Origin of the sequence: Streptomyces sp. NBC_00483 (assembly GCF_036013745.1) — a bacterium.
Taxonomy (GTDB): Bacteria; Actinomycetota; Actinomycetes; order Streptomycetales; family Streptomycetaceae; genus Streptomyces.
Window position 1 is genome coordinate 8,451,539 of record NZ_CP107880.1, and the last position, 17,795, is coordinate 8,469,333.

Annotated in this window: 11 protein-coding genes and 4 pseudogenes; 3 read left to right on the forward strand and 12 right to left on the reverse strand. The window is 68.9% G+C overall.

Annotated features, from left to right (window positions below):
* Positions 1 to 105 precede the first annotated feature (105 nt).
* The 6 genes and pseudogenes from OHA73_RS37700 to OHA73_RS37725 form a co-directional block, all read right to left on the reverse strand.
* Positions 106 to 1,176 carry a YVTN family beta-propeller repeat protein gene (locus OHA73_RS37700; RefSeq protein ID WP_327658599.1) on the reverse strand — a complete coding sequence of 357 codons (1,071 nt, stop codon included), beginning with the start codon at positions 1,174 to 1,176 and terminating at the stop codon, positions 106 to 108.
* Positions 1,177 to 2,589, reverse strand: a pseudogene (locus OHA73_RS37705) (alkaline phosphatase family protein); the annotation flags it as partial.
* Between the two features lie 771 nt (positions 2,590 to 3,360).
* Positions 3,361 to 4,455 (reverse strand): annotated as a pseudogene (locus OHA73_RS37710) (integrase core domain-containing protein).
* 80 nt (positions 4,456 to 4,535) lie between these two features.
* Positions 4,536 to 6,362 carry a TerD family protein gene (locus tag OHA73_RS37715; protein ID WP_327657340.1) on the reverse strand — a complete coding sequence of 609 codons (1,827 nt, stop codon included), beginning with the start codon at positions 6,360 to 6,362 and terminating at the stop codon, positions 4,536 to 4,538.
* 88 nt (positions 6,363 to 6,450) lie between these two features.
* The gene (locus tag OHA73_RS37720) at positions 6,451 to 6,726 is read right to left on the reverse strand and encodes a hypothetical protein (protein WP_327657341.1); all 276 of its coding nucleotides are present in this window, start codon (positions 6,724 to 6,726) and stop codon (positions 6,451 to 6,453) included.
* A 4-nt stretch (positions 6,727 to 6,730) separates the two neighbouring features.
* Positions 6,731 to 6,859: a hypothetical protein gene (locus OHA73_RS37725; protein ID WP_327657342.1), complete on the reverse strand. Its 129-nt coding sequence runs from the start codon at positions 6,857 to 6,859 to the stop codon at positions 6,731 to 6,733.
* Between the two features lie 342 nt (positions 6,860 to 7,201).
* On the opposite strand from OHA73_RS37725, the gene OHA73_RS37730 reads away from it, so the two are divergent.
* Positions 7,202 to 7,858, forward strand: a complete 657-nt coding sequence (locus tag OHA73_RS37730; protein ID WP_327657343.1) for an alpha/beta hydrolase — start codon at positions 7,202 to 7,204, stop codon at positions 7,856 to 7,858.
* Positions 7,859 to 8,414: 556 nt separating this feature from the next.
* On the opposite strand, the gene OHA73_RS37735 is transcribed toward OHA73_RS37730, so the two are convergent.
* Positions 8,415 to 8,954 (reverse strand): TetR/AcrR family transcriptional regulator, encoded by a 540-nt coding sequence (locus tag OHA73_RS37735; protein ID WP_327657344.1) that lies wholly within the window; start codon positions 8,952 to 8,954, stop codon positions 8,415 to 8,417.
* A gap of 95 nt (positions 8,955 to 9,049) precedes the next feature.
* On the opposite strand from OHA73_RS37735, the gene OHA73_RS37740 reads away from it, so the two are divergent.
* Positions 9,050 to 10,351, forward strand: coding sequence for an MFS transporter (locus OHA73_RS37740; protein WP_327657345.1), 1,302 nt, complete (start codon positions 9,050 to 9,052; stop codon positions 10,349 to 10,351).
* 129 nt (positions 10,352 to 10,480) lie between these two features.
* On the opposite strand, the pseudogene OHA73_RS37745 reads toward OHA73_RS37740, so the two are convergent.
* Positions 10,481 to 11,134, reverse strand: a pseudogene (locus tag OHA73_RS37745) (integrase); the annotation flags it as partial.
* 282 nt (positions 11,135 to 11,416) lie between these two features.
* Between OHA73_RS37745 and OHA73_RS37750 the strand changes: the two are divergent.
* On the forward strand, positions 11,417 to 12,031 hold the full coding sequence (locus OHA73_RS37750) for a hypothetical protein (protein WP_443063171.1): 615 nt from the start codon (positions 11,417 to 11,419) through the stop codon (positions 12,029 to 12,031).
* Between the two features lie 296 nt (positions 12,032 to 12,327).
* Here the strand turns inward: OHA73_RS37750 and OHA73_RS37755 are convergent, their stop codons facing one another.
* The 4 genes and pseudogenes from OHA73_RS37755 to OHA73_RS37770 all read right to left on the reverse strand — a co-directional run bounded on the left by OHA73_RS37755 (position 12,328) and on the right by OHA73_RS37770 (position 17,783).
* A complete protein-coding gene (locus OHA73_RS37755; protein ID WP_327657346.1) occupies positions 12,328 to 12,921 on the reverse strand; it encodes a hypothetical protein in 594 nt (197 codons plus the stop codon).
* A 158-nt stretch (positions 12,922 to 13,079) separates the two neighbouring features.
* Positions 13,080 to 14,173 (reverse strand): annotated as a pseudogene (locus OHA73_RS37760) (integrase core domain-containing protein).
* 168 nt (positions 14,174 to 14,341) lie between these two features.
* Entirely contained in the window at positions 14,342 to 15,349 is a 1,008-nt protein-coding gene (locus OHA73_RS37765) for a LacI family DNA-binding transcriptional regulator (RefSeq protein ID WP_327657347.1), read from the reverse strand.
* Positions 15,333 to 17,783: a glycoside hydrolase family 3 N-terminal domain-containing protein gene (locus tag OHA73_RS37770; protein ID WP_327657348.1), complete on the reverse strand. Its 2,451-nt coding sequence runs from the start codon at positions 17,781 to 17,783 to the stop codon at positions 15,333 to 15,335. Before OHA73_RS37770 ends, OHA73_RS37765 begins: the two co-directional genes overlap by 17 nt.
* Positions 17,784 to 17,795 lie beyond the last annotated feature (12 nt).

Sequence of the window (17,795 nt, forward strand, 5' to 3'; positions counted from 1 at the left end):
GCCTGGTGTCATGTCCGCCACCCACACCCCATCCGGCTGTGCATCGACGTGACGAGCGGGGTGCGGCGCGTACCGCGGCAGACCCCGCTCGGGGGCGGGCGATCGCTAGGCGATCACCAGGGAAGTGGGCTCGTTGCTCAAGCCCAGGGGTGTGGTTGCCGAGACCGTGTTGGTCGTCGTGTCCACGCGGATGATCGTGCTGGACGTGTTGTTGGCGACCCATATGTCGGTGCCGTCGCCGATGATGCCGGTGGGTATGTGGCCGACCGTGAGGGTGCCGGTCACGGTCGGGCGGGACGTGTCGATGATCGACAGGGTGTCGTCGTTGGCGTTGGTGACGTACGCGTGCGAGCCGTCGCCGGTGAAGGCCACGTTCCACGGGGCGAGGCCGGTGGTGATGCGTTTGGTGACCCTGCCGGTGGCGGTGTCCACCACGGCTACCCGGTTGTCCATCGGCAGGGTGACGTAGCAGAACCTGCCGTCGGGGCTCAGCGTGGCGCCGCGGGCGCGGGACAGCTCGCGCAGGACGGTCAGCCGATGGCCGTCCGCCGCGTCCAGCACGTACAGGCCGTTGCTGCAGGGAACGTACAGACGGGAGCCGTCGGGTGACACCGCGACCGTGTACGGGGCCTCACCGGCCTGGTACGTGGCGGTCACCGTGTCGGTCGCGACGTCGATCACCGAGATGTCCCGCGAGCCGCCGGAGCCGGTGTCCGGGCCGGTGTCGGCCACGTATACGCGGGTGCCGTCCGGCGAGGCGGCGAGACCGTGCGGGTACACACCCACGGTGATCTTCTTCGTGATCTTGTTCGTGGACCGGTCGACCACCGCGACCGTGTTCGTGCCGGAGTTCGCCACGTACACCTTGCCCGCGGCGGCCGTGATGCCGTACGGGTTGGTGAACCCCTTGACCGCGGCGATCAGGGTGCCGGACGACCGGTCGAGGATCGCGAGTCCGCCGCCGAGCGACGCGACATACACGGCGGGCGTGGTCGTGTCCGCCGCGGCGTCCAGGTGGCTTTGGCTGGACACCGCCTCCATGATGCCGGGGAAGTTGGTGCCCTTGCCGCGGTCGGGATAGTCGTCGCGGGCGCTGGTGCGCACCTCGTCCAGGCGGCTGGGCGAGTCGCGCAGGGCGCCGCCCCGGCGCCTGCCCGGGTTCTTCTGGGACGGCATGGGGGACGGTGACTGCTGCTGGTGCGGCGGCGTCTGGCCGGTGCCGGGAAGGGTCGGCGCGGGCAGGTTCCCGGCCTCGTACTCCGCCAGCCAGAACGACGGCAGCGTAGGCGGCATGGGCGGGAACCGCTTGTTCACCTTCATGCCGAGCGCGGACGTCAGGTCGCCGAAGGTCTCGCGCCGCCAGTCCGTGATGTTGGCCGCGCGCACGCCGGTGACCTGTTCCAGGAACTGCAGGACGGACGTGTGGTCGAACGCCTCGCTCGCCACGTGCCCGCCGCGCGTCCACGGTGAAACGATCGTGCAGGGCACCCGGAAGCCGCCGCCGATGGGCAGCCCACCCACGAACTCGTGCGGCGTGCCGGCCGGCGGCGTGGGCGGCGGCACATGGTCGAACAGCCCGTCGTTCTCGTCGTAGTTGATGATGAAGACGGTCTTGGAGAACAGGTTCGGGTCGGACGCGACGGCCTCGAGCTTGCGCGCCACGAAGTCCGCCGCGGCGGCCGGGAGATACGCCGGGTGGGAGGACTGTTCCGACGTCGGGATGATCCACGAGACGGCGGGCAGCCGGCCGCGCTTGACGTCGTACTCGAACTGATCCGCCGGGCCGATCCGCATGCCCCGCGTGTGCAGCGGCGAGCCGGGTCTGGCGTCCTGGAACGTCTGGAAGAACTCCAGCGGGTTGCAGCCGTAGTCGTCCTCGTCCTGGTAGACGCGCCAGCTCACCCCCGCCTCCTCCAACTGCTCGGGGTAGGACTTCCAGCGGTACGGCTGCGGCACGGTGTTGTTGATGATCGGGCCGCCCGCCGTGCCGTCCGGATCGATGGTGCCGGACATGAGGTAGAGGCGGTTGGGCCAGGTGGGGCCCATGAGCGAGCAGAAGTAGCCGTCGCACAAGGTGAACGCGTGGGCCAGTGCGTAGTCGAAGGGTATGTCCTGCCATTCGTAGTAGCCCATGGTGTACGGCCCGACCGCGTCGCCATCGGCTCGCCGGTGAGCGGGCAGCCAGTTGTCCATCTTGCCGTTGTTCCAGGCCTCGTGCTGCACGGACCAGGCGTGGCTGGTGGAGGGGATGGCCTGGGCGCTCGTACGGTGCGTGTCCAGGTGCCAGGGCAGCAGGTAACCATCCGGATTCTTCGGATCCGGTTGATAGAAAACGGACTTGCCGTCAGGGAGTCTCAGCGCCTGCGGGTCGTCGAATCCGCGGACCCCGGCCAGCGAGCCGAAGTAGTGGTCGAACGAGCGGTTCTCCAGCGTCAGGATGACCACGTGCTCGATGTCGCCCAGGGAACCGGGCTTGCCGGTCGCGGCTGCCGCCGCTTGCAGATTGGGCGGCAGGTACGAGGCGATGAGCGTGCCGGCGGCGGTGCCTGCCAGGGACCCGAGCAGTCGACGGCGTGTGATCTCGGGCATGGGTGAGACCTTTCTGGCACGACAGTCGGGACGCGTTTCCCCGAGCGGACAGCAGGACTTTCGATTACTCGGCCGCATGCGGATGCCTGACCTGCTCCGGTCCGCGGCTGCGGTGACGTGGGGAACGAGAGATGACTTCGATGACCATTACACGGATGTGCCGCGAGGGGCAGTTGCGTGATCGGACTTTGCGGGCTTTTTGCGCACAGGCTGAGGGCCTGTCACCTCGTGTTGTATGCGGGTCGCGGGAGTGGCCGTAACGTGCCGTTCCGGTAGGGGACTTGACGGGGCGCTCCTCTGCGGCGGCGTCGCGGCCGCTCGCGTTCTGCGACCGCTGCGGCGTCGATCGGAGTCATCCACTCCGGGCTCCGGCCCCCTTTACTCGGGTGTACGGGTTCTAGCTGATCCGGGGGTTTGCTCCGGCACCGGGATGGTGCCTGCATAGATGAACGGCCCCGGGCGTGAGCGTCACGTCGACGTGAAGGAAGAATCCTGAGGCGCGTGCGACTGAACTTGCCTCACGGTGAGGGAAGTTGCCAGGATCGGGGCCAGGGTTCGGGCATCGGGGGAGGGGCGGCGATCGTGCGTGCGTGCGTGGGTGGTCAGGGCAGGGCGGCAGGGCGGCAGGGCGAGCGCGAGGCGGAGGCTCTGGAGCAGGGGTTGGCGATCGCCGGCTGGCAGGGAGTGCCGGATCTTTCCTCGTGTGCCGGACGCGGTGACGTCCGTCGTCTTGTGCAGCGTTGCGCCTGCCGAAAACCTCATCCGTCGAGGTCAGGCAGCATGTCGGTATTCGTGGAGTATGCCTGCGAGGTGGTCGTCGGCGTATGTTCAGGTGCGCGATTCGGTCGGGGTCGGTAATCGGTTCTGGTAATGCCCGCAGCGGGGTTGCCTGATTCATCGCCTGGTGGGGCGGTGCTTGTTGTGATGGGCCTCGAACTCGCGTAGAGCGTGGCGCAGGTGGTTCTCGTTCCAGATGAGCGTGCGGTCGAGGAGTTCGTGGCGGCAGGTCTGTATCCAGCGTTCCATGATCGAGTTCATGCGCGGGACGCGGATGCCGCTGAGGACGATCGCGATGCCGGCCTGGTTGAGGATCTGGTCGAACAGGGCGGGGAACTTCGCGTCGCGGTCGCGGATCAGGTACTTGACCTTGGTGCTTGCTTGTTCGAGGTCCATGGCGAGGTTCCTCGCGGCTTGGGTGACCCAGTCAGCGGTGGGGTGGGCGGTGGTGCCGAGTATGCGGATGCGGCGGGTCGCGTGTTCGATGACGGCGAGCATGTACTGGCGCTTGCCGGTCAGGGTGACGGTCTCAATGAAATCCGCCGCCAGGAGGGTGCCGGCCTGGGAGCGGAGGAAGGCGGCCCAGGTCGTGGTGGTCCGGTCTGGGGTCGGGTCGATGCCCTCGGCTTTCAGGATTTCCCGGACGGTGGAGGCGGCGATCTTGATGCCGAGGGTGACGAGCTCACCGTGGATACGGCGGTAGCCCCAGGACGGGTTCTCGCGGACCAGGCGCAGGATGAGCAGGCGGATGGAGCGCACGGTGCGCGGCCGACCCGGCCGATGCGGCAGGGAGGCATTCGCGTGGTGTTGTTTGATCGGGTCGCGGTGCCATCGCAGCACGGTGTCGGGTCGCACGAGCAACCGCAGGCTGCGCAGGAGCCGGCGCGGGAGGGGGTGGAGAAGCGCGGCGAGGAAGGCCCGGTCTGCTGGTCTGAGCTTCACCCGGGTGTCCCCGAGTTGACGTTGCAGGACGGTGATCTGGTGGCGCAGGGTGAGGATCTCGGCGTTTTTGGCTCGGCCGCTCATGGGGAGCAGTCGTAGCAGGGCGAAGACGTTGGCCATGGTCAGGTAGGCGAGCCGGAGCCGCACGTCGATCGTCATGCTCTGATGGTCGGCGATGTCAGCGGGCTGGGTGGCCTGCGCGGACAGGGATTTCGCCAGGCGCAAGGTCAGTCGGCGATGTCGACTCCGTAGCCGCGCGCGAGGGCGTCGAGTCCGTGGTCGTAGCCCTGTCCGACGGCGCGGAAACGCCAGAGTGGACCGCGGCGGTAGAGCTCGGCCAGGACCAGTGTGCGCTCGCTGGTGGCGGCGTCCAGTGTCGCGCGTGTCAGTGGGGCGGCGCTGTCGCCGGGTGCCGTGGCGACTTGGACGGCGCCGACGTCGCCGAAGGACAGACCGTCGTCGATGGCCGCGGCGATCACCACCCGGTGTGAGGACGGGGGCAGGGAAGCGACGTCGACGGTGATGGTCTGTTCGGCCGGGCCGTTGGTGAGCAGGTGGACGGTGCCGCCGGGGTTCTCCGGGGCGCCGTAGAACACAAAGTCTTCGTCGAAGGTGACCTGTTCGTCCTCGTCGAGTACGAAGGCGACGACATCGACCTCGCCGTGTTCCCAAGGTGCCCAGGACGCGGTGACATGCCACGGCGAGGTGGGGGTGGGCAGGTCGATGACGCCGCCGCGGGGGAGGGCATGGGGTGTAGTGGCGCCGACAGGCGTCTCCGATGTCCTGCCTGCGGCCACCTCGGAATCGGCGCCGGGGAGGGGGACGGTGGCGGGCATGGCCGGATCGACGAGCCAGCGCTCGTCGTGCACCGAAAGCCCCAGTTCCGTGATGCGGGGCATACGGCGGTCGTTGTCCCCGCCGGGGAGGAAGACGACGTCCGTGACGCTGCGCGAGAGATTGACCGCGGCGGAGCCGCCGAGTTCGACGACGAGGCTGCGCGCGCCGGCTGCCTCGGTGTGTGCGGCGCCCAGGACGAGGACGCGGCGCCCTGACAGTGGCCTTGCACCTGACCCGATGGGGGCGGGCTCGGCCTGGCGGGGGGCAGGGATGACCGGTGCCGGTCCGGGCGCCTGATGCCCCGCTCCGGCTTCTACGTCGCTGAGCAGCTGGAGGAAGGTGTCCTCGTCGATGACGGGTACCCCTTCGGTGGCGGCCCGTCGTGCCTTCGCCGATTCGGTCGTGGGCTCGTTGCTGACCAGGACGCTGGTGTGGTGGCTGACCGAGCCCATCATGTTGAGTCCGGCGGCAACGCCTCGGCCGATCAACTCGGCCCGCGCACAAACGGTTTCCCCGGTGATCGCGACTTTCATGCCCTGCCTCAGCGGTGAGCCCGGAGCCAGCCGGCCGGGATTGCGGTAGGCGCAGGGTGTCTTGGGCGGCGTGGGTGTGAACTGGGACTCGGCACGGGGCGGGCAGTTCACGAGGGGCAACTGCAGTGCGAGCCGGGCCGCCTCTTGCAGCGATGCTCGCAGGATTCCGGCCAGGACTCGCGTGTCGTCCAGCGCGTCGTGCGCGTGCCGCTGCGGTACGCCGTAGTGGGCGGCCAGGGTGCCCAGCTTCATGTCGGCTGTCGGTGGGTCCACTTGCCGGTTCAGGGCGAGGGTGCACAGCCGCTGCGAGACCGGCAGCCACGTGCGGGCCCGGGCGAACTCGTAGGCCAGGAAGTCGTAGTCGAACTGTGCGTTGTGGGCGACCAGAACACGGTTCTGCAGCATTGCGCCGATGCGCTCGGCCACCTGGTCGAAGGTGGGCGCGCCGCGCAGCCGCTCGGTGGTCAGCCCGTGCACATCGACCGGCCCCGGATCACACCCCGGATCGAGAAGTGTGGAGAACTCCCCGGTCTGTTCGCCGTCCCGGCCGATGGTGACCACGGCGACCGACAGCACCCGGTCGCGCCGGGGTATCAGCCCGGAGGTCTCCACGTCGACGAGGGCCCAGTCGTGGGCGTAGCCGTCCATGGGGGTGAGGTCGAAGGAGGGCGAGGCGAGACTCATGAGGCAAGGATGAGCGGGCATACACGGCACCTTCAACCTTCATGCACTTTTGTCTTCATATTGCAATTGTGTTCGTGGCGCTGCCAGATCAGGTGGTGGTGCCGGCGCAGTACGGTGTCGGGTCGGACCAGTAACCAGAGTCGACGCAGGGCCTGGCGTGGCAGGCGGGGGTCAGCAGGGCGGCGAGGAACGCCCGGTCCGCGGGTGTGAACTTGGTTCGGTCCGTGCCGAGTTGTCGTTCCGGGACGGTGGTCTGGCGGCGTAAGGCGAGGATCTCCGTGTCCTTGTCGCGATCGTTTATTGGTAGCAATCGCAGTGCGGAGAACAGGTTGGTGAGGGTCAGGTAGGCGGGACGGAGCGACACGAAATCATCCTGTCGCACCGTCGATGACGTTCCTGATCTGCATGGATGACATTTTCGGCAGGCGCAGGCGCAGGCGCAGGGCGAGGATTTCGATGTTCTTGTCGCGGTTGTTCGCCGGGAGCATCTGCAGCATGGCGAAGGCGTTGGTCGCGGTCAGATAGGTCGATCGAAGCAGCGCGGTCGTTCATCATGCCGGGCTGTCACGGCGCGATGACGGGGTGAGTGGCCTGCGCGGATGGGGTTCTTGGCACGCACACCGCCGGATGACAGAGGAACACCTGGCTATGGCCGTCCCGGACCAGAAAGCGCGGGCTCATGTCACCATCACCGTCACGGGGCTGATCTGACCGGTCGCGGTGTTGAAGGGCCGGCCGGTCCTTGGACCGGTCCGCTCGACCAAGCCGTTGCAGGGCGGGCGCCGAATGATCAGTAGCGAGCATTCCACGGTCATGCCGTGGAGTAGGGAGGGTGACGCATGGCTGATTTCGGACAGCCCGCCACTGTGGCGAGTGCTAGCGGTGCGTTGGTGCGGTGTCGAACCCCGCCCAAGGCGCGGGCCGCGGTGCTGTTCCTGCACGGCGGCCGTGCCGATGGCCGGTCTCCGTCACGGTCCTGGCACCTCGCGGCGCTGCGCATGCGGCCCTTCGTGCGCGCGGCCGCGGCGGCCCTCGCGGATGCCCCCGTCCTCTTGGCGCGGGTGCAGTACCGGGTGCGTGGCTGGAACGGATCCGACGCCGATGCCCTGCACGATGCGAATCGGGCACTGGACGAGCTGACCCGGCTCGTCGGCGACGTGCCAGTGGTGCTCGTGGGTCACTCGATGGGCGGCCGCGCCGCTCTGCGCGCCGCACGAGCTCCCCAGGTCGGGGCCGTTGTGGCGTTGGCCCCCTGGTGCCCGGAGGACGAACCAGTCGCACACCTGAGGGACAAGGACGTCCTCGTGCTCCACGGTGACCACGACCGCGTCACCGATCCGCAGGCCTCGGCCGAGTACGTCCGACGTGCGCGAGCGTCAGGCGCGCGGGCGGACATGTCCCTTGTGCCCGGTGGCGACCACGCGATGCTGCGCAACAGCAGGTGGTGGCACCGCACCACCGCCTCGGCGGTCGTGGACTTCACCTCCCACGGGTAGTCGCGGTGGGGCACTTCGTGGGAGACGGACACCGTCCGGTGCAACGCCGTGGTGGCGCCGGGTGGGTTCGACGGTGGATGCGGTGGAGGGCCTGCTGGGGCTGCGGTGTCGGGGGGATGGTCCATTTGCCGGCGATGAGTTGGTGGTGCCGGCGCAGCACGGCGTTCTTGTGCCGCAACGCCAACATCTCCGCGTCCTAGGCCAGGCAGCTGCGCAGTACGGCAGCGGGCACCTTGATCAGATTCCGGACCACCGTGGTGACGATCGACAGCCACATCGAAGGATCATCCCAGGCGCCATTGAGGCTGTTGCCTCGCGTGGAGAAGCTGCAGGCCAGAGCAGGAATCGTATTTCCGAGCGGGACAGGCACCCTTCTGACGTCAGCGCCGGCAGCCCTGTAGAGAGTCTCTGGCGCCAATGTCATCGTGGCGCTCTGTGGGCGTCTGCGCACGTCGTCGCACGGATCGGGGCGCCGCGCACCGCGCGCCGTCGCCTTGAGGCCGAGGTCGGAAGGCATGGATTTCCCAGTGCCGGTCGCGCTCGCCCGAGCCTTCGTTCACTCGAGAAGGGCGGCCGCAACGGCCTTGGCGCGGCGGGCGGGCTGTGGAGTGCGTTCGCGCAATGCGGTCACCATCGCTCCGTCGAAGAGCAGCATGAACTGTCGTGCCAGTTCGGCGTGTTGGGGTTGCCCAGCCGCAGCCAGCAGGCCGTCGAGGTAGCGGATGACGTCCTCTTTGTGCTCGGCGGCGACACGATGGGCCGCACTGTCCGGGTCGGCGTACTCCACGATGGTGTTGATCGCGACGCAGCCGCGGAAGCCGGAATGGGTGAAACGCTCGGCCAGGGCCTCGAACACGGCCAGCGGCTCACCTCCGCGCGCCTTCACCTCGTTCGTCAGCCACCGCAGGACGCGTTCGCCGGCGCCGCGCACAACGGCCACCACGAGGTCGTCCTTGCCGGGGAAATGCCGGTAGAACGAGGCGCGTCCCACGCCGGAGGCGGCGAGCAGTCGCTCGAGCCCCACAGCGCGGATGCCTTCCGCGTAGAAGAGCTCCTCTGCGGCCTTGATCAGGCGGTCGCGTGCGTGGGTCGGCATGCCGCAAGCCTAATCGACCTTGACGCGAAACGGAACCGACCAGTACCGTCCTGCGTCAGCAAGACGGAACCAATCGGTACCACCTTGGGGGTCGCATGGCTCGTTCGCGAGGAAACGCGGGCAACGGCGAAGAGATCGCGGAGGCGGGCGAACGGGTCACGTCCTCAGCCGCCAGGGACGCTTCGGCGGCACCAGCTGCGGACGGCCCTGCGCAGCGGCCCCCTTGGCGGGCACGCACGGCGATCCTGGCGCTCGGGGCCTTCGCGGTCGGCACGGACGGGTTCATCATCGTCGGACTGCTGCCCGAGATCCGCGCCACGCTGCACGTCAGCGCGGGCGCAGTGGGCCAGATGGTGAGCCTGTTCTCCCTCGCCTATGCGCTACTGGGGCCGGTGCTCGCCGCGTTGACGGGGAAGTGGTCCCGGCGCCGGGTGCTGGTGGCCGGGGTGATGCTGCTCGCTGTGGGCAACGCCGTCACCGCCACGGCGGACAACTTCGCCCTGGTGCTGAGCTCGAGAGTGCTGGCGGGCGCGGGCGCCTCGCTGTTCATGGCGAGTGCCGTGGCGACGGCCGCGCACCTGGCCGGGGAGGTGCGACGGGGCCGGGCCATCGCCATGGTGACCGCCGGGGCGACCCTCGCGCTGGTGCTGGGCGCTCCGCTGGGCACCCTGATCGGCGGGGCCTGGGGCTGGCGGGCGGCGATCTGGTTCGTTGCCGCGCTCGCCGCCGTGGTTGCGGCTGTTCTCGCCGCGCTGCTGCCACAGGTGCACCTGAGCGTCGGCGCCTCGCTGCGGGAGCGGATCGCACCGCTGACCGACGGGCGGGTGCTGCGGGTATTGGTGGTCACCCTGCTGGCGTTCGTCGCGATCTTCCTGCCCTTCACCTACATGAGCGCGGTCTTCGAGCCGGCCGTCGGCGGAGAGCAGTCCCGCCTCGCGCTGCTCCTGCTGGTCTTCGGTGTCGCTGCCACCTGCGGCAACCTGGGCGCCGGAGCGCTTGCCGACCGGTACGACCCGCGGCGCGTCGTCATCGGCGCCACCCTCGGGATCGCCGCGGTGTTCCTGGTCATGCTGCCGATCCGGGAGAGTTTCGTCCCCGTGGTGATTGCCACGGCCTTCAGCGGCGTCGTCTCCTACTCCGTGATCGGCCCGCAGCAGCACCGCATCATCGCCTACGCCCCGCCCGGCGGTGCCCCGGTGGTGACCTCTCTCAACACCTCCGCCGCCTACCTGGGCAACTTCCTTTCCAGTGCGCTGGGTGCGGCGGTCCTCACTCGCTCCGCGGCCCTCATGCTGCCGATCGCCGCGGCCTTCGCCGCCATCGCGTCACTGCTCACCTGGTGGCTCTCGCGCGGCCACACCCCGACAGGACGGAACTCCACCGCACGATCAGCGTGACGCTGTACAGCGTTGATCGCCCGATCGTTCCCCACAACTTCTCTGTAGGTCTGTAGGATCTCGCGCTCTGCGTCATGGTGCATCGACCACAACGGGACTCTGCGGGTGCTGACTAATCATCCGGCCTGGTCAAGCAGTATGTCGGTACCCGTGGAAGGTTCCGCCGAGCCGGTCTCGTCGACGGACTTCCAGGTGTCTGGTGTGCGCTGGCACGTTGATCGGTTCGGGTGGTGGGCGAAGGGGCGCGGCTTGTCTCAGGGTTCGGTGCGGCCGGTGCGCGTTGTGGAACGTGGCGAACTCGCGCGGCGCGTGGAGGAGGTGGTGCTGGTTCCAGATCAGGGTGCGGTCCAGGAGCTTGCGCCGGCAGGTCTGTATCCACCGTTCCGTGATCGAGTTCATGCGGGGCAGGCGGATGTCACACTCGATGACCGCCGGTCCGGCATCGATCAGGGTCGCGTCGAAGGCTGCGGTGAAGTTGGAATCTCGGTCGCGGATAAGAGAGTTGGCCCTGCTGCCCTCATCCTCCAAGTCCATGGTGAGGTTGCGCCCTGGCTGTGTGACCCGGGCGGCGGTGCCCAAGATCCGGATGCGCCGGGTGGCGTGCTCGATGACTGCGAAGACGTACAGGCGCGCCCCGGTCAGAGTGCGGGTCTCGAAGAAGTCGCAGGCCGGCAGGGTATTGGTCTGACTGCGCAGAAAGTCGGCCCAGGTGGTGTGCTGACGCTGGGGAGAGGGGGCGATGCGGTGGTCTTTGAGTATCTCCCAGGCGGTGGAGGCGGTGACGTCTGCAGTGCTGAGGCGCAGGGCGGCGACCATTGATTCGCTGTCGGTTGAGGTGAAGGGGCATCAACTACAGGCTTCCGTCGTGGTGTTGGGTGTCGCCCGCGTGAGCTGAAGACGGGGGGAGGCGTTGCTTCGAGTGGTCGCCGCCGGGTGTGAGGCCAGTGACAGAGTCGTGACACAAGTCAGGGCAACGGGTATGTAATGCCACTGGTCGTACAGGGCAGTCAGACCAATCGGAACCAGCATGTATGACGGCATGCGCGAGATATGGAGAATGCGCCGATGACGAACACTGGAACCCGTAGAGGCCTGTTGGCACTGATCGTCGTGGCGGCCGCCACGACGGGCGTCGCCGTGACGGCGATGGGGACCGCCTCCGCGTCCGGCACGCCGAGGTTCCTGTCCCCGTCCCAACTGCCGCCGCACCCCTCGTCGCCCTGGTACGCGAGTCCGGTCACGGCCGGGCAGCCGGATCCGCTGCCGATGTGCGTGGGCGAGGCGCTTCCGTCGATCTCCGTGCACCGCGCGTACCACACGGACCTCGATGCCACCGCACTTCAGGTGACCGTGGTGGAGCGCAACGCGCAGCGGGCCAAGGACTTCGCGGCGTTGCTGCGCGAGGACCTGGCCGGGTGCGCCGGTTCGCTGATGAAGCAGGACCCCGAGGTGAGCGCGACGCAGAAGTACTACGGCCGGCTCCCCGTCGAGGAAGGCGCCGTCGTGTACGGCGTGCACACCACGACCACGTGGGGCGCCTCAGACATCAACCTGTTCTCGGTGGGCCGGGACGGCAACATCGTGACGGTGGTCCGCTGGGGCCAGATGGGCTCCTACCGCGACGCCAAGGTGGCCGACTTCAAGAAGACGACGGTGACGGCGGTGAACAAGCTGCGCTGAACCCTGTATTGCCGCGACGGGTGATTACTGATCTCTTCGGGGCGTTGTCGGAGGGGGCGACGGGTTGTGATCCGTGCGGTAGGCCGGTGGTATGCGGTACGCGCAGGGCGGTGGGTTGACCGCCGAGCGGCCACCTGCTCGACCGTCACACCCGGACCGCGGTTCCTCGCGACCCGCACGACGTCCTCGCGGAACTCTTCCGGATAAGGCTTGGCACTGCGACATCCTTCCCACCCGCCCCATAGGGCAAGCCAGTTCAAGATGTCACCCGATCGTGCGGCAGACCCGCTTGAAGTTCACCCCCTGTCTGGGCACTTACCTACGGCCACAAAAAGATCCACATGCTCCGGATTGTAGAAAGCGCGCCCCGCAGCTGGGAGCTGCTTGCAGACCTGCCCTTTTACCTTCTGGAGCTGTGAACGATCCGTCTCCGCGCTTCCCCCGTAGTAGACACGAACGTCCTGGGCGGGATAGCCCATGGCCAGGACGGCCTTGTAAGCCTTGGCGAAGTCGTCCCCCACCAGGGAGGGTGTGTGCGGGGCCGGCGCCCGCTCTCCCCACTTCTTCGGACAGGACTCACCGGTGAGGACCACTCCGAAGTCCACGGAGCCGGGGCCCTTTCCGGGCCTTTTGAAGCAGACCCTCCATAGCCGGGGGGCGGTTTGGTCGGTCGCGCGGTCGAGGCTGGTCGCGTCTTCGACGCTGTAGCCCTTGTTGTCCGCGACTGCGACGCGTATCTGCGAGACCAGGCTGTTCTTGGCTGCGCCCGTGGAGCTCGGAGCGGGGCGCGCCGACTTCGAACTGTCCTTGGGGGCTCCGGTTGTGCAACCGGTGACCGCCAGAGCGAGAGCTGCGACTCCGACGAGCGACCTGACCAGAGGCCTTTTCATGAATGCGTCTCCCTGGGCGGAGGCGGGGCCAGGGCCGGCCCCGCCTCCGCGATGGTAGGGGCTACGCGTACGCGCCCTGCCAGTAGCCGTAGTCCCAGACGTGGTAGCCGTTGTACTCGCCGTAGCAGTGCACCTGCCGAAAACTCCATCCGGGCAGTTCAAGCAACGTGCTGGTACTCGTGGAGGACTCCGCCCAGGCGGTCTCTCCGGCGCACCTTGAGTTGGGTGATTTCTGGGCGGGTGAGTGGTTCAGGGGTGGCGTGCAGGGGCCGCGCCTGATCGATTGCTTGGTGGGGCCGGTGGTGGTTGTAGTGCAGTTCGAACTGGCGAGGCGCGTAGCGTAGATGGCGTTCGTTCGAGATGAGCGTGCGGTCCAGCAGTTCGTGGCGGCAGGTCTGGACCCAGCGCTCCATGAGGGCGTTCATGCGCGGTATCCGGACGCCGGTTCGCACGGCCTGGACGCCGGCGTTGCTGAGGATCTCGTCGAAGAGGGCGGGGTGCTTCGTGTCCCGGTCGCGGATCAGGTACGTGATGGTGGCTTCGGTGTCCGCCAGGTCCATGGCCAGGTTTTGGGCGGCCTGGATTACCCAGTCTGCGGTGGGGTGGGCGGTGGTGCCGAGGATCCGGATGTGGCGGGTGGCGTGGTCGATGACCGCGAGGATGTATTGGCGCCTGCCGGTCAGGGTTACGGTCTCGATGAAGTCGCAGGCCAGGAGAGCGTCGGCTTGAGAGCGCAGGAAGTCGGCCCAGGTGACGGCAGCACGGTCGGGGGAGGGGGCGATGCCCTCCGACGTAAGGATCTCCCAGACAGTGGAGGCGGCAACTTTGATGCCGAGGGTGGCGAGTTCGCCATGCACCCTGCGATAGCCCCACGACGGGTTCTCTCGGGCCAGGCGCAGGACCAGCGCGTGGATTGAGCGGATGGTGCGTGGTCGGCCTGGTCTTTTCGGCCGGCAGGTACGGGCGTGACGCCGTTTCATCAGATCGCGATGCCGGCGCAGCACGGTGTCGGGTCGGACCAGTATCCGGAGCCGGCACAGAACTTCACGGGGCATGGGCGCAAGTAGGGCGGCAATGAGGGCCCGCTCCTCCGGAGCGAACTTGGGCCGGTCTGCTCCGAGCTGTCGCTGAAGGACGGCGAGTGGTGACGCAGGGCGAGGATCTCCGCGTCCTTGTCGCGGTTGCTCATCGGCAGCAACCGCAGTGCGGCGAACATATTGGTGACCGTTAGGGAGGCGAGACGAGGCAGCACGAGTGCTCATCCTGCCGCACCGTTGGAGACGCTTCTGAGCTGTGTGGACGACATATTCGGCAGCCGCAGAGTCATCGAGGGATGGCCCGCTGTGACCAATCCGGGCAGCGCTGCTGTCCGTTGGCCTCCTGCGGGCGACATGGACGGGCAGTGCGTGGACCCGTCCGCTCAGCGCGGCGGCCCCGTGGAGGCCCGGACGACGAGTTCCGTGGCGAGTTCGATGTGGTGGGACTCGACCCGCTCGCCGTTCGCCAGGCGCAGCGCGGTGCGCAGTGCGATGCCGCCCATCTCGCGCAGTGGTTGGCGCACGGTGGTCAGGGGCGGTGACACCATCCGGGCCAGGAGTGTGTCGTCGAAGCCGACCACGCTCAGGTCCTCGGGGACGCGCAGGCCGCGGGAGCGGGCGGCCTCGATGATGCCGAGGGCGATCTCGTCGTTGCCCGCGAAGAGCGCCGTCGGTGGTTCGTCCAGGTCGAGGAGCGCGGCGGCGCCGAGCAGGCCGGTGCGGTGGGTGAACTCGCCGTGCCGGACGTACGCGGCGGGCGTCGGGGCGCCCGCCGCCTCCAGGGCGGCGCGGTAGCCGTGCATACGGGCCTGGTTGCACACGGCCAAGGTCGGTCCGCCGAGATAGCCGACGCGGCGGTGGCCGAGGCGGAGCAGATGCTCGGTCGCGGCCAGGCCGCCGGCGAAGTTCGTCGCCCCGACGCTGTGCACACGGCTGTGCGGCAGGTGCAGCGGATCGAGGACGACCAGCGGAAGTCCGGCCCTGGTCAGCTCCTTGACATGCGCGGCCGTGTACATGCTGGTGACCGCGATCAGCGCGCGCCGTCCGGCCGACACCAGGTCACGCGCCCAGTGCGGGGCGGGCGCCGACTTGCTGATCACGACCGAGGCGCCCAGTTCGGCGGCGGCGTCGACGATGCCTTCCAGCGCCTCCGCCGAATACGTCTTCAGGTCGTTGTTGAACTGCACCTCGATCGTCGGGTTCTCGGCGGTCTCGGTGTGCCGGAACACGGGCGCCAGGTAGTCGTGTTCATGCAGCAGCTCCAGCACCCGGGCGCGGGTCCCCGGCGCCACATCGCTGCGGTCGTTGACCACTTTCGACACGGTCGCGACGGAGACCCCCGCCTCGCGGGCGATGGTTGCCAGGGTGGTGCGTCTAGCGTGCGGTGGCATCGGCCTCTTCCAGGGTCACATCCACCGGAGTGGTGAGTCGCCGGTCGTGGCCGACCTCCCGGGTGGGGCCCGTCAATCGTACGACAGCCAGGCAGGGCAGCTCCTGTGACGAGGCGCCGACCTGCACCTCGATCGCGCCTGGCTCGACGATCCGGGTGAGATCGCGGCCGGTGAACGCGGTCCGGTCGGCGTGCACCCGGAAGCTCACCTGTGCGCTCGCCCCGGGGGTCAGGTCCACCTGTGCGAAGCCGGTCAACTGCCGTACGGGGCGGCTGACTTGTGCGACGGGGTCGCGCAGGTACAGCTGGACGACCTCGCGTCCCGGCCTGGTGCCGGTGTTGCGCACCCGCGCCGACACCGTGAACTCGCCGTCGGTGGGGATGTCGCTCGCACTCACGCGCAGGTCACCGATCTCGAACGTGGTGTACGACGCCCCGTACCCGAAGGGGAACAGCGGCGTCGGGTCGACGCTGCTGATGCCCTGCGTGTGCGCGCCCAGCGGCGGCTGCAGATAGGTGCCGGGCTGGCCGCCCGGGCGGCGCGGGATCTGCACCGGCAGCCGGCCCGCCGGCTGGACGCGTCCGGACAGCACACCCGCGATCGCCGCCGCACCCTCCTGCCCCGGCATGAAGGCCTGGACGAGGCCGGCGGCCCGCGGGTGCACCTCGCCCAGGGCGTAGGGGCGGCCGGAGAGCACGACCACGACCACGGGCGTCCCGGTGGCGAACAGCTCCGCCAGCAACTCGTCTTGTACGCCCGGCAGTTGCAGGTCCTCGACGTCGCAACCTTCGCCCGACGTGCCGTTGCCGAACAGGCCCGCACGGTCGCCCACCACCGCGATGCACAGCTCCGCCTCGCGGGCCGCGGCCGCCGCCGCGGCGAAACCGGACCGGTCCCGCTCGCGCACGTCGCAGCCCGGCTCGAAGACGACCTCAGAGTCCGGGAGTTCGGCGCGCAGCGCCTCCACGACGGTCGGTGCCGAGATGCCGAGCGGCAGGTCGGGATGGCGCGGCAGGACGTGGTTCGGGAAGGCGTAACAGCCCATCAACGTACGCGAGTCGGCCGCGCACGGCCCCACCACGGCGACCCGGCCCGGCGCCGCGCGCCCCGCGTCCGCGTCGACGAGCGGCAGCGCGCTGCCCGCGTCGAGCAGGACGACCGATCGCTCGGCCAACTCTCTTGCCAGCTCTCGGTTTTCCGGGGAGTTCAGGTCCCTCGTCGCGGCGGAGGCGACCGAGCCCTCGGGCGTCCAGTCGGCGTCGAGAAGGCCCAACTCGACCTTCTGGGTGAGCAGTCGGCGCACCGCCCGGTCGAGCAGAGACTCCTCGAGTTCGCCCCGCGCAACCCGTTCCTCCAGGTGCCGGCCGAAGGTGAGTGTGTCCGGCAGCTCCACGTCGATGCCCGCGCCGAGTGCCATGACGCCCGCCTCGTCGAGGTCGGCCGCGACGCCGTGCAGGCCGGCGAGGAACGCGAGTGACCCGTAGTCGGAGACGACCGTCCCGGTGAACCCCCAGTCCTCGCGCAGCAGTTGGGTCAGCAGCCACGGGTCGGCGCCGGCCGGTACGCCGTCGATGTCGGAGTAGGAGTTCATGACGGAGCGGGCGCCGCCCACCGCGATCGCGGTCTCGAACGGCGGCAGGATGACATCCAGCAGTTCGCGGCGGCCCATCGGTACGGGGCCGTGGTTGCGGGCGCCGCGGGCCGCCGAGTATCCGGCGAAGTGCTTCAGGGTGGCGACGACACCCGCGCCCTCCACCCCGGCGACGTACGCGGCACCGAGCATCGACACCAGGTAGGGGTCCTCGCCCATGGTCTCCTCGACCCGGCCCCACCGGTAGTCCCGCACCACGTCCAGGACCGGTGCGAGTCCCTGGTGCACGCCGAGCGCCCGCAGGTCCCGCCCGATCGCCCCGCCGATGCGGCGCACCAGGTCGGGGTCGAAGGCCGCCGCCCAGGCGAGCGGCGCGGGGTAGACGGTGGCGCCGTACGTGTTGAACCCGGTGAGGCACTCCTCGTGGGCCAGGGCCGGGATGCCGAGCCGGCAGCCCTTGACGACGGTGTGCTGCTGCGCGACCAGGAGTGCCGCGCCCTCCTCCGCGCTCACGGGACGGCTTCCGTATACGCGCGTGAGGTGGCCCAGTCCGTCGCGCGCCGCCTCCTCGAGGGAAACGTGCCCCGCATCCTTGAACAGGTCCTCCAGGGGTGCCACTTGAGGCCGTTCGCCCTCACGGTCGTTGCTGTTGAGGCCGTCGCCATCGTCGCCCGCGTCATGCCCCATGAAGTTGCCGAGCCAGCGGCTGCCGAGCTGTGCGACCTTCTCCGCCACCGTCATCTCGGCGAGCAGCGCGTCGACCCGCTCGGAGGCGGGCAGCGCCGGGTCCTGCCAGCGCTGCGCGGCCTGCCCCGTCGTCGCATGTGAATCAGCCGTGGACATCCGCATCCTCCT